This window comes from Actinomadura monticuli, from assembly GCF_041463655.1.
Lineage (GTDB): Bacteria > Actinomycetota > Actinomycetes > Streptosporangiales > Streptosporangiaceae > Spirillospora > Spirillospora monticuli.
Map to the genome: position 1 here is coordinate 168,300 of NZ_JAXCEI010000001.1, position 12,452 is coordinate 180,751.

The window sequence follows — 12,452 nt, forward strand, 5'->3', positions numbered from 1 at the left end:
CCTTTGGCCCTCGCTGAGGCGCCCGGCTCGTTCGGCGGCGCGAGCCGCGCGCCCGGCCGCATCCGCACGCTGTCGCCGGCGTCGGTGCCGCCGCCGGCGCTGATCCTGCTCGGCATCGTGTCCGTGCAGGTCGGCGCGGGCCTGGCCAAGCATTTGTTCGAGCGGATGCCGCCGACCGCGGTCGTGTCGATCCGGCTGCTGGCCTCGGCGCTGGTGCTGGGGTTCCTGGCCCGCAAGGCGCTGCGGACCGTGCTGCGCGACCACTCCTGGACGAGCCTCGCCGTCGTCGCCGGCTACGGGGTCTCCCTCGCCGGGATGAACTTCGCGTTCTACCAGTCGCTGTCGCGGATCCCGCTGGGCGTGGCGGTGACGATCGAGTTCCTCGGCCCGCTGTCGGTCGCCATCGCCGGCTCCCGCCGCCCGCGCGACGCCCTGTGGGTCGTGCTCGCGGGCGCGGGGGTGGTCCTGCTCGCCAGAGGCGGCGGCGACGCGGACGTCCTCGGCATCGTGTTCGCGCTGCTCGCCGCGGTCGGCTGGGCATCCTACATCCTGCTCACGGCCGCCACCGGGCGGCGCATCCCCGGCACCACCGGGCTGGCCCTGGCCAGCATCATCGGAACGCTGGTCATGCTGCCGGGCGGCATCGCGACCGGTGTCGCCGCGGACGGCGCCGCCCTCCTCGACCCGGCGCTGCTGGCCATCGGGCTCGGCGTCGGCCTGCTGTCCTCGGTGATCCCGTACTCGCTGGAGCTGGAGGCGCTGCGGCGCGTGCCCGCCCGCGTCTTCGGGATCCTGATGAGCCTGGAGCCCGCCGTCGCCGCGCTCGTGGGCGTCGTCGTGCTCGGCGAGATCCTCAGCGGGCGCCAGTGGGTCGCGATCGGCTGCGTCATCGTCGCGTGCGCGGGGGCCACGCGGGGGCAGAAGGAGCCGCCGGCGGCGCCCGAGGCGTGAGTGGCGGGCGCGTGTGGCAGCGTGGAAGGATCGGCGCGTACGGGTCGTCCAGCGTGGGGAGAGGAGCCGCCGTGATCGGCCGGACCGAGGACCAGGGGATCCCGCCCGAGTTCTTCGAGGCGGGGTCGGCGTCGTTCGTCGACTTCCTGCGCCTGCACTCGCCCGAGCTGCTGCCGATCAACCGGGTGCCGGAGGGGGACGCCCCCGAGCTGCCGCACGGGACGACCGTCCTGGCGCTGACGTTCCCGGGCGGCGTCATGATGGCCGGTGACCGGCGCGCCACACAGGGCAACCGCATCGCCTACCGGGAGCTCGACAAGGTGCAGCGCGCCGACGAGTACTCCGCCGTCGCCTTCGCGGGGACGGTCGGGCTGGCGCTGGAGATGGTCCGGCTGTTCCAGGTCGAGCTGGAGCACTACGAGAAGATGGAGACCGTCCCGCTGTCGCTGCCGGGCAAGGCCCGCAGGCTGGGCGCGGTCATCCAGGCCAACCTCGCGCAGGCGCTGCAGGGGCTCGCGGTCGTCCCGCTGTTCACCGGCCTCGACCCCGACTCCGGCGAGGGACGGATCTACACCTACGACATCACCGGCGCCCCGCAGGAGGCCCGCGACTTCCACGCCGACGGGTCGGGCTCCCCGTACGCGATCGGCGCGCTGAAGAAGCTCTACCGGCACGACCTGTCCCTGGAGGACGCCGCCACCGTCTGCGTACAGGCCCTCTACGACGCGGCCGACGACGACACCGCCACCGGCGGGCCCGACCCGTCGCGGCGCATCTACCCGACGATCGCGGTCGTCACCGCGGACGGCTACCGGCGGCTGCCCGGGGACGAGGTGGCCGCGATCGCCGACGAGGTCGTGCGCGCCCGCATGGACAACCCCGGCGGGCCGGTCGCGCCCCTGCGCTGATCATGGGGAATGTCGTACCCGGCTCCTAGACTCGGCGTATGGCACGGGCGAACGACGAGGCTGCGGCCCTCATCCAGGAACTGGCCGACCTGCTGTCCATCACCGGCGGCGACGGCTTCAAGGTCAGGGCGTACGAGAAGGCCGCGCGGGCGATCGCCGGGTACCCCGACGACATCGCCGGGCTCGACCTGGCCGGGCTGCGCAGGATCCCGACCGTCGGCGAGGCGATCGCCAAGAAGGTCCTCGACTACACCACCACCGGCACGATCCGGCAGGTGGAGGAGCTGCGCACCCAGATACCGGCCGGGGTCCGCGCGCTCACCGCCATCCCGACGCTGGGCCCGAAGAAGGCCCTCGCCGTCTACGAGGAGCTCGGCATCTCCTCGGTGGACGAGCTGGCCGCCGCCATCAAGGAGGGCCGGCTGCGCGGCCTCAAGGGCTTCGGCGCCAAGACCGAGGAGAACATCCTCCGCGGCATCGAGCTGATGCGGAGCTCCGGCGAGCGCGTCCTGGTCGACGCCGCCGCGGGCGTCGCCGACGAGATCGTCGCGGCCCTCTCGAAGCTCCCGCAGGTGGAGCGCTGCGCCCACGCGGGCTCGCTGCGGCGGATGCGCGAGACGATCGGCGACGTGGACGTCCTCGCCGCCTCCCGCGACCCGCGTCCGATCATGGAGGCGTTCACCGCGCTGCCACTGGTCGCGGAGGTCATCGCGGGCGGCGCCAAGAAGACCTCGATCCGCACCGGCAAGGGGCTCCAGGTCGACCTGCGCGTCGTCCCGCCGGAGTCGTGGGGCGCGGCGCTGCAGTACTTCACCGGCTCGCAGGCGCACAACATCCGCACCCGCGAGATCGCCGTCAAGGCGGGCCTGAAGCTGTCGGAGTACGGCCTGTTCGACGCCGGGAGCGACGAGCTGATCGTGTCGGAGACCGAGGAGGAGGTCTACGAGCGCCTCGGCCTTCCCTGGGTCCACCCGACCCTCCGCGAGGACACCGGCGAGATCGAGGCCGCCCGCAGGGGCGCGCTGCCCCGCCTCGTCACCGTCGACGACCTGCGCGGCGACCTGCACAGCCACACCGACCTGACCGACGGCGTCGCCTCCCTGGCCGACATGGTCGACGCCGCGCGCGCCCGCGGCCTGGAGTACTACGCGATCACCGACCACGCGCCGAACCTCGTGATGCAGCGCATGACGGACGAGAAGATGCTCGCCCAGCGCGCCGAGGTCGCCGAACTGCAGAAGAGCCACCCCGGCCTCGTCCTGCTCCACGGCACCGAACTCAACATCGACCCCGACGGGAACGTCGACTGGGACGCCGACTTCCTGTCCGGCTTCGACGTGTGCGTCGCGTCGGTCCACTCGCACTTCACCCAGGACCAGGACGCCATGACCCGCCGCCTCGTCCGCGCCTGCGAGAACCCCCACGTGCACGTCATCGGCCACCCCACCGCCCGCAGCATCGGCCGCCGCCCGCCGGTGGACGCCGACTGGGACGAGGTGTTCCGCACCGCCGCCCGCACCGGCACCGCGATGGAGATCGACTCGTTCCCCGACCGGCTCGACCTGCCCGCCGACCTGGTCCGCCGGGCGAAGCGGTTCGGCGTGAAGTTCTCCATCGACACCGACGCGCACTCCCTGGGCCACCACCGCAACATCCGCTACGGCGTCGGCACCGCCCAGCGCGGCTGGCTGACACCCGACGACGTCATCAACACCTGGCCGCTCGACCGCCTCCGCGACTTCCTGCGCAAGCGCTGAGCCGTCGTCAGGCGGGCTGCGGGGCCTCGGCCTGCGCGACGGCCGGGGCCGGCGCCTCCGCGGGCACGGGGCCGCGGTCGCGGAGGGCGAAGAAGAGGCGGAACGCGGCGATCCACATCAGCACCGCGCCGAGCATGTGCAGCAGCACCAGCCCGGCCGGGACGCCGAGGAAGTACTGGGTGTAGCCGATCGCGCCCTGCACGACGATCAGCCCGGCCAGCTCCAGCGCGCGGCGGCGCGCGGCGGCCGGGCCGCCGGAGCGGTAGAGGGCCGCGATGACGGCCGCGGTCAGGGCGATGGTGAGCCACGCCAGCTCGCCGTGGATGCGGGCGACCTCGGTGATGTCGAAGCCGTAGCGGCGGGACTCGGCGTCCCCCGCGTGCGGGCCGGTGCCGGTGACGACGGTGCCCGCGACGAGGACGGCGGCGCAGGAGGCCAGCAGCACGGCGGCGAGGCCGCGCGTCCAGGGCCCGGCGAGCGGGCGCGGCGGCGCGTCGCCCTCCCCCGCGCGGACCCACAGCGCCACGCAGAAGACGAGCAGCGCGGGCGAGACGAGGAAGTGCAGCGACACGGCCGCCGGGTGCAGCTTGGTGAGGACGACGATGCCGCCGATGACGGCCTGCGCGACCACGCTCATCGGCTGCGCCAGCGCCCACCACACCAGCGACGTGCGGCGCGGGCGCAGCCGCAGCGCCGCGACGAACACCAGGAGGCCGATGCCCAGCACCAGAAAGGTGATCAGCCGGTTGCCGAACTCGATCGACATGTTCAGCACATGGTGCTCGGGGTTGTGGGTGGGGACGAGGCTGTCGCCGGTGCAGCGCGGCCAGTCGGGGCAGCCGAGCCCGGACTTGGTGACGCGGACGGCGCCGCCGCTGACGACGATCAGCACGTTGCCGAGGACGCCGAGGAGCGCGAGCAGCCGCAGCGACCCCGGGGTCGGACGCCACACGGCGTTCCACGTCCGAATCGGGAGGGTAGACGACTGTCGCTCTGCCACGGCACCAATCGTATGGCCGGGTCGCCGTGGCCTTGACCCGCCCCCCGGTTACGTCCCGCAGGCGTCGGGCGCGTGCTGATCGGGGTGCCTTGCTGATCGGGCGCGGGTCGGGCGCGGGTCGGGTCCCGGGCCGGTCACCTTCCGTACGGGTCGGGCGGCCGGGGCGGCAGGAACCCCGACGGGCCCTGCGCGGCCCACGGCGGGCCGGCCGGCCAGTTCGCCCCCGGCCGCGGCGGCGTGCGCAGGAACGCCTGCCTGGCGAGGGACATCAGCTCCAGCAGCGAGTCGCGGCGGGTGACGAACCAGCGCTCCTCGGCCACCCCCCGGTCGGCGCGCTTGTGCAGCAGCGCCAGCTCGGTCGCGGCCAGCTGGTAGTCGGTCATGGCGCGGCCCGCGGCCGGGCCGCCCACGGACCGGGCCCATCGGCGGGCGGCCCGGCGGGACGGGATGGAGCGCAGCATCCGCACGTCCTGCGGCGTCACCAGGCCCGTCCCGGCGTACATCGGCAGGTAGGTCTCGATGCGGCGGACGGTGCCGCGCCGCTCGACGAACACGATGACGATCAGCGTGACGAGGACGCAGAAGTCCAGCAGGTAGACGATGCCGAGGCCGGCCAGGCCGAACGCGCCCGCGGCGCCGTTCCACAGGCCGTGCAGGATCATCGCGCCGAGCAGGCCAGCGAGCGGCGCGGCGATCTGGCCGCGCCGGTGGGTGGCGGCGTAGGCGACGCCGAGCCCGGTCATGGACGTGAACAGCGGGTGGCTGAGCGGCGCGATGAGGCCGCGCAGGATGAACACCGCCTGGAGCTGCTGTGCGCCGCCGTCCTCGAACGCCCGCATGTAGTAGGTGATGTTCTCCATCATGGCGAAGCCGAGGCCGACCATGGCGGCGTAGATGATGCCGTCGGCGAAGCCGTCGATCTCGTTGCGGCGGAACCACAGCAGGCCGAACAGGACGGCGCCCTTCAGCGTCTCCTCGATGACGGGCGCGCCGAAGGTGGCGCTGACGAAGTGGCCCTCGGTCTCGCCGAAGATGGGCACGGTCACGTACAGCAGCCCGGCCGTGTTGAGGACGAGCGCGCCGAGCACGGCGATGCCGGCGCCCCACATGAACGAGAACGCGAGGGCGCGCGGCGGCTCGGGCTCCAGCCGGTCGAGGGTGAGCGCGAGGGCGATCAGCACCGGGATCGGGAGGATGGCGAGCAGCACGCCGACCCAGAAGCCCGCCCCGCCGAACGCGGCGTCGGCGCCGAACGCGACCAGGATGCAGAGCCCGGAGACGGTCATGCCGACGATGAGGCCGACCGGGGGCCGGCCGGGAACCCGGCCCTCCAGCACCGCCTTCGGGTCCATGCGTGCCATGACGTGAGCGTAACGGCAGGTCGGGCGAAGCGCTAAGCCGGAAAGGTCACGGAACGTGATCGGACCTGGGGCGTCAGTGGAGAAGGGGGTCGACCGCCACGGCGGTGAACAGCAGCGCCAGGTACACGTTGGACAGGTGGAAGAAGCGCATCGGCCGCAGGTGGACGCCGGTGACGCCGGCGCGCACCGCCTTCAGCAGCCGGTGGCCCTCGGCGAGGAACACCAGGCCGAGCACGACCGCGACGGCGCCGTACACCGGGCTCATCCCGGCGACCGGCCACAGCGCCAGCGAGGCCGCGACCGTGGCGTAGGTGTAGGCGAGGCTCTCGGTGACGACGCGGCGCTCGGACGCGACGACCGGCAGCATCGGAACCTTGGCGACGGCGTAGTCCTCGCGGTAGCGCATCGCGAGCGTCCACGTGTGCGGCGGCGTCCACAGGAACACCACCATGAAGAGGACGAACGGCGTCCAGGCGACGGATCCGGTGATCGCGGCCCAGCCTATGAGGACGGGCATGCATCCGGCGATGCCGCCCCAGACGACGTTCTGCGAGGTGCGCCGCTTGAGCAGCAGCGAGTAGACGAAGACGTAGAACAGGATCGCGAACAGCGACCCGGCCGCGGCGACGGGGTTGACGGCCAGCAGGAACCCGGCCGTGGACAGCACGGCCAGCGTCACCCCGAAGATCAGGGCGCGGGCCGGGGTGACCTGGTGGCGGGCCAGCGGGCGGCGCCGGGTGCGGCGCATCTTGGCGTCGATGTCGCGGTCGATGTAGCAGTTGATCGCGTTGGCGGACCCCGCGGACATCGTCCCGAACGCCAGCGTCAGCAGCACCGTGGACAGCGGCGGGACGCCGCCGGCCGCCAGGAACATCACCGGGATGGTGGTGATCAGCAGCAGCTCGATGACGCGCGGCTTCGTCAGCGCCACGTAGGCACGGACGCTCGCGCCCACCGTCCGGCGGGCGGCGCTTTCGGCGGGGTTCGGCACGAGGGCCGGCACGAGCGTCGGCTCTTCAAGCTCGATCCCGCGCTTGTTACTGAGCACCGTCACAATCGGGTCCACGTCCAACTAGGGATGAGAAATCGGTCCACCTCGGCGGTGCCCCCGCGTTTCCGGGCCGGCCTCGGGTTGGGTGCGACTTCGGCTTGGTCTGGTTGCCGCGGCCGCTGGCCGTCAGCCGCGCAATCACTGTAGTCCGCCCCCTCCGGAGGTCGCGCACCGGGTCACCGGACGCGCCGGACGGTGACCGTCCGGGCCCCGGTCCGCGTCCCGGATCACCCCCGGGATCACCCGTGCGGGGGGTTAATCGACGAGGCGTCCGGGCAAGGGTGTTCGAAGGCGCCAGGAGCGGCCCGGGCCCCCGACCGCGGTGTCGCGCGGCGCTTCTCCGCCGCCTGCGGCCACCCTCCCGCGCGATAGGCTCGCCAGGGGCGCGGCATGATCTTCGCCCGCCGCGGACCGGGCGGCGGCACGGGGCAGGGGAAGCTGTGGCGCCCGACATCACAAGGTGACACATACAACCGGTTCGAGAGGAGCCTGGCGTTCCGTGAGCAGGGACAACAGCACGTTTGAGTGGTCCGACCAGGACCGGCGCGCGGTGGACGTGATCCGCGCCCTCGCCATGGACGCGGTCGAGGAGGCCGGCTCCGGTCACCCCGGGACGGCGATGAGCCTCGCGCCCGCCGCCTACCTTCTGTTCCAGCGCTTCCTCCGGCACGACCCTACGGACCCGAACTGGGCCGGCCGGGACAGGTTCGTGCTCTCCTGCGGCCACTCCAGCCTGACCCTCTACATCCAGCTGTACCTGTCGGGCTACCCGATGACGCTGGACGACCTGAAGGCGCTGCGCAAGTGGGGCAGCCTCACCCCGGGCCACCCCGAGCACGGGCACACCGCCGGGGTGGAGACGACCACCGGGCCGCTGGGGCAGGGCATCGCGAACGCGGTCGGGATGGCGATGGCGGCCCGCCGCGAGCGCGGCCTGTTCGACCCCGACGCGGCGCAGGGCGAGTCCCCCTTCGACCACATGGTCTGGGCGTTCGCGTCGGACGGCGACATCGAGGAGGGCATCAGCCACGAGGCGTCCGCGCTGGCGGCCCACCAGCGGCTCGGCAACCTGGTGCTGCTCTACGACGACAACAAGATCTCCATCGAGGACGACACCGCGATCGCGCTGTCGGAGGACGTGCGCGCCCGGTACGCCGCCTACGGCTGGGACGTCCACCACGTCGACTGGACCGAGGACGGCGACTACGAGGAGAACGTGGCCGCGCTCGCGGCGGCGTTCGCGGCGGCGAAGGCGGAGACGTCCCGGCCGTCGTTCATCGCGCTGCGCACGATCATCGGCTGGCCCGCCCCGAACAAGAAGAACACCGGCAAGATCCACGGCTCGGCGCTCGGCGCCGACGAGGTCGCCGCGACCAAGCGGATCCTCGGCATGGACCCGGCGGAGACGTTCCACGTGCCCGAGGACGTCCTGGCGCACGCCCGCGAGGTGTGCGCGCGGGGCCGCGACGACCACGCCGAATGGACCAAGTCGTTCGACGCGTGGCGGTCGGCGAACCCGGAGCGGGCCGCCGAGTACGACCGGATCTCCGCGCGCACGCCGCCCCCCGGCTGGGAGAATGCGCTGCCGGCGTTCGAGGCGGGCAAGGACATCGCGACCCGCGCCGCGTCCGGTGAGATCCTCGCGGCCCTGGCGCCCGTGCTGCCGGAGCTGTGGGGCGGCTCGGCCGACCTGGCCGAGAGCAACAACACGACGATGAAGGGCGAGCCGTCCTTCATCCCGGAGGAATTCCAGACCAAGGAGTTCCCCGGCCACCGCTACGGCCGCACGCTGCACTTCGGCGTCCGCGAGCACGCCATGGGCGCGATCTGCAACGGCATCGCGCTGCACGGCGGCACCCGCCCGTACGGCGGCACGTTCCTGATCTTCAGCGACTACATGCGCCCGGCCGTGCGGCTGGCGGCGCTGATGAAGCTGCCGGTCACCTACGTGTGGACGCACGACTCGATCGGCCTCGGCGAGGACGGCCCGACGCACCAGCCCGTGGAGCACCTGTGGGCGCTGCGGGCGATCCCCGGCCTGGACGTGGTCCGGCCGGCGGACGCCAACGAGACGGCGGTCGCGTGGCGGACCGTCCTCGGGCACACCGACCGGCCGGCGGGCCTCGCGCTGACCCGGCAGAAGCTGCCGACGCTGGAGCGCGGCGGCGAGATCGCGTCCGCCGAGGGCACCGCGAAGGGCGGCTACGTGCTGGCCGACGCCGACGGCGGGCAGCCCGATGTGATCATCATCGCGACCGGCAGCGAGGTCCAGCTCGCGCTGGAGGCGCGCACGGCGCTGCAGGCCGAGGGGACCCCGACCCGGGTCGTGTCGATGCCGTGCGTCGAGTGGTTCGAGGCGCAGACCGACGCCTACCGGCAGGAGGTGCTGCCGCCCGGCGTCCGCGCCCGGGTGTCGGTCGAGGCGGGCGTCGCGCTCGGCTGGCGGAGCTACATCGGCGACGACGGCGAGTCGGTGAGCCTGGAGCATTTCGGCGCCTCCGCCGACTACAAGACGCTGTTCCTGCAGTTCGGGATCACCTCCGAGCGGGTCGTCGCGGCGGCGAAGGCCAGCCTGATCAAGGCCGGCGTGCACGGCGCCGGGCGCGGCGAGACCACCGGCAACTAGGAGAGGGCGATGAGCGACATTCTGAAGGAGCTCTCGGACGAGGGCGTGTCGATCTGGCTGGACGACATCAGCCGGGAGCGGCTGCGCACCGGCAACCTCGCCGAGCTCGTCAAGGACAGGCACGTCGTGGGCGTCACGTCCAACCCGACCATCTTCGCGAAGGCGCTGAGCAAGGGGAACGCCTACGACGACCAGGTCCGCGACCTGGCGCTGCTCGGCGTGGACGTCGAGGAGGCGTCCCGCGCGATCACGACCCACGACATCCGGTGGGGCTGCGACGTGCTGCGGCCGGTGTACGACCGGACGGACGGCGTGGACGGCCGCGTGTCGATCGAGGTCGACCCGCGCCTCGCCAAGGACACCGCCAAGACGGTCGCCGAGGCGCGGATGCTGTGGTGGCTGGTCGACCGGCCCAACCTGTTCATCAAGATCCCTGCGACGCCGGAGGGCCTGCCCGCGATCACCGAGACGCTGGCGCAGGGCATCAGCGTGAACGTGACGCTGATCTTCGCGCTGGAGCGCTACGGCGCGGTGATCGACGCGTTCTTCGCCGGGCTGGAGCGGGCGCGGGAGAACGGCCACGACCTGTCGAAGATCGCGTCGGTGGCGTCGTTCTTCGTCAGCCGGGTGGACACCGAGATCGACAAGCGCCTCGACAAGATCGGCTCGGACGCGGCGACGTCGCTGCGCTCGAAGGCGGGCCTGGCCAACGCCCGGCTCGCGTACGCGCTGTACGAGGAGAAGTTCGGCACCGGCCGGTGGAAGGCGCTGAAGGACGCCGGGGCCCGTCCCCAGCGGCCACTGTGGGCCTCGACCGGGGTGAAGGACCCGGACCTCAACGACACGCTGTACGTGGACGAGCTGGTCGCGCCGGGCACCGTCAACACGATGCCGGAGGCGACGCTGGTGGCCGAGGCCGACCACGGCCAGGTGCGCGGCGACACCGTCCGCGGCTCCTACGGCGACGCCCGCGCGCACATGGCGGCGCTCAAGGAGGTCGGCGTCGACTACGACGACGTGGTGCGGGTCCTGGAGGACGAGGGCGTGGAGAAGTTCGCGGCGTCGTGGAAGGGCATGCTCGACTCCATCACCGGCGAGCTGGAGTCCAAGAAGGCCGGCGCGTGACCTCGGTGGTGACCGCCGGGGGGATCTCGGTCACCATCCGCGGCGCGGTCGTCGACGAGAGCGAGACGGTCCTGGACCGTCTCGTCTCCGACGGCGTGCCCGGGTCGCTCACGTCCCGGAACGCCAAGCTGTGGGGGCCGGACGCGGCCCCGCTCGCCGCCCGCCGGCTCGGCTGGCTGGACCTGCCGGAGACCTCGCGGTCCCTGCGGGACCGGCTGGCCGGCCCGGCGGGCGCCGCCGCGGGGCTCGACCGGATCGTGCTGGCCGCCGCCGGGGGGGCGGCGCTGGCCGCCGAGGCGATCTGCCGCAAGGCGGGGGCGGAGCTGACCGTCCTCGACACCACCGACCCGCACGAGGTGTCGGGCGCCCTGTCCGGCGACCTGTCCCGGACGCTCGTGGTCGTGGCGGACGACGGCGTCGAGGCCGACTCGGTGCGCCGCGTGTTCGGGCGCGCGTTCTCCGAGGCCGGCCTGGGCGGCGCGGAGGCGGCGCACCGTTTCCTGGTGGTGGCGGACGAGGGCTCGGACCTCGCGCACGCCGCCGAGGAGGCCGGCCACCATCTCGTCCTGGCCGAGCCCGACGTCGGCGACCGGTTCGGCGCGCTCGGCGCCCGCTCGCTGGTGCCGGCGGCGCTCGCGGGCGTGGACGTGGACGCGCTGCTCGACGAGGCGACCGGGTTCGCGGCGACGCTGCGGCAGCCCTACGAGAACCCGGCGCTGGCGCTGGGCGCGGCGCTCGGCTCGTCGGCGCTCGGCGTCCGCGACAAGCTGGTGATCGCCGACCACGGCTCGGGCCTGGCCGGTCTCGCCGGGTGGGCGGAGCAGCTGGTCGCCGGGGCGATGGGCAAGGACGGCAGGGGCCTGCTGCCGGTCGTGGTGGAGAGCGCGGACGCGCCGGGCTTCGAGCTGGCCGACGACCTGCGCCGGGTGATCCTGGGCCGCCGCCCGGACGAGCCGGGCGCCGGGCGCGAGGCGGGGGTGAGCGTCGCCGGGCCGCTCGGCGCGCAGTTCCTGCTGTGGGAGTACGCGGTCGCGGTGGCGTCCCGGGTGACCGGGGTGAACCCGTTCGACGCGCCGGACGTCCGCGCGTCGCGGGAGAGCACGGAAGCGCTGCTGCGGTCGGAGGAGGGCGCGGCGCCGACGGTCGTGCGGCGCCCGCCGGAGCTGGTCGAGGACGCGGTCGAGGTGCACGCCCCGGAGGACGCGCTGCGCGGCGCGCGGACGCTCGGCGAGGCGCTGGAGACGATCCTCGCGGACGTCCCGGGCGGCGGCTACCTCGCGGTGCTCGCGTACCTGGACCGGTCCGGGGACGCGGCGGCGGCGGCGCTGCGACCGCTGCTGGCCGCGCGGGGCGGCAAGGTGCGCAGGCATCCGGCGCCGGTCACGTTCGGGTGGGGCCCGCGCTACCTGCACACCGCGGGCCAGTACCACAAGGGCGGGCCGCCGAACGGGGCGTTCCTGCAGATCACCGGAGCGGTCACCGGCGACGTGCCGGTGCCGGGCCGGCCCTACAGCCTGGGCGAGCTGCAGCTCGCGCAGGCGTTCGGCGATCTGCGGGTGCTGCGGGCGCTCGGCCGCCCGGCGGTCCGGCTGCACCTGCGCGACCGCGCCGCGGGCCTGGCGCAGCTGGCGGCGGCGCTCGCCTGACGGCGCCCGGACGCGGACCGGTCCGGA

Annotated in this window: 9 protein-coding genes; 6 read left to right on the plus strand and 3 right to left on the minus strand. The window is 73.6% G+C overall.

Going from position 1 to position 12,452, the window contains the following annotated elements; genetic code table 11:
- The first annotated feature begins 3 nt into the window (after positions 1-3).
- From SM611_RS00800 to polX, 3 genes are all read left to right on the plus strand, one after another.
- Positions 4-951 (plus strand): EamA family transporter, encoded by a 948-nt coding sequence (locus SM611_RS00800; protein ID WP_371946808.1) that lies wholly within the window; start codon positions 4-6, stop codon positions 949-951.
- Between the two features lie 71 nt (positions 952-1,022).
- On the plus strand, positions 1,023-1,859 hold the full coding sequence (gene prcB, locus SM611_RS00805; protein WP_371946809.1) for a proteasome subunit beta: 837 nt from the start codon (positions 1,023-1,025) through the stop codon (positions 1,857-1,859).
- Between the two features lie 38 nt (positions 1,860-1,897).
- Positions 1,898-3,616: a DNA polymerase/3'-5' exonuclease PolX gene (polX, locus tag SM611_RS00810; RefSeq protein ID WP_371946810.1), complete on the plus strand. Its 1,719-nt coding sequence runs from the start codon at positions 1,898-1,900 to the stop codon at positions 3,614-3,616.
- 7 nt (positions 3,617-3,623) lie between these two features.
- Here polX and SM611_RS00815 read toward each other — a convergent pair whose 3' ends face one another.
- From SM611_RS00815 to SM611_RS00825, 3 genes are all read right to left on the minus strand, one after another.
- Positions 3,624-4,616: a COX15/CtaA family protein gene (locus SM611_RS00815; protein ID WP_371946811.1), complete on the minus strand. Its 993-nt coding sequence runs from the start codon at positions 4,614-4,616 to the stop codon at positions 3,624-3,626.
- Between the two features lie 134 nt (positions 4,617-4,750).
- Positions 4,751-5,977, minus strand: a complete 1,227-nt coding sequence (locus SM611_RS00820; RefSeq protein ID WP_371946812.1) for a PrsW family intramembrane metalloprotease — start codon at positions 5,975-5,977, stop codon at positions 4,751-4,753.
- Positions 5,978-6,050: 73 nt separating this feature from the next.
- On the minus strand, positions 6,051-6,980 hold the full coding sequence (locus SM611_RS00825; RefSeq protein WP_371947399.1) for a heme o synthase: 930 nt from the start codon (positions 6,978-6,980) through the stop codon (positions 6,051-6,053).
- Positions 6,981-7,527: 547 nt separating this feature from the next.
- On the opposite strand from SM611_RS00825, the gene tkt reads away from it, so the two are divergent.
- From tkt to SM611_RS00840, 3 genes are read left to right on the plus strand one after another with little or no spacing between them, the layout of a single operon-like run.
- On the plus strand, positions 7,528-9,654 hold the full coding sequence (gene tkt, locus SM611_RS00830; RefSeq protein WP_371946813.1) for a transketolase: 2,127 nt from the start codon (positions 7,528-7,530) through the stop codon (positions 9,652-9,654).
- 9 nt (positions 9,655-9,663) lie between these two features.
- Positions 9,664-10,779, plus strand: a complete 1,116-nt coding sequence (gene tal / locus SM611_RS00835) for a transaldolase (protein WP_371946814.1) — start codon at positions 9,664-9,666, stop codon at positions 10,777-10,779.
- Complete coding sequence (locus tag SM611_RS00840; protein ID WP_371946815.1) at positions 10,776-12,425, plus strand: glucose-6-phosphate isomerase; 1,650 nt, start codon at positions 10,776-10,778, stop codon at positions 12,423-12,425. The genes tal and SM611_RS00840 overlap by 4 nt, the downstream gene beginning before the upstream one ends.
- Positions 12,426-12,452 lie beyond the last annotated feature (27 nt).

Bases quoted from the DNA above. Each gene is read 5' to 3' on its own strand.
- polX (WP_371946810.1), top strand. From the start codon at position 1,898: ATGGCACGGGCGAACGACGAGGCTGCGGCCCTCATCCAGGAACTGGCC.
- SM611_RS00820 (WP_371946812.1), bottom strand. From the start codon at position 5,977: ATGGCACGCATGGACCCGAAGGCGGTGCTGGAGGGCCGGGTTCCCGGC.
- tal (WP_371946814.1), top strand. From the start codon at position 9,664: ATGAGCGACATTCTGAAGGAGCTCTCGGACGAGGGCGTGTCGATCTGG.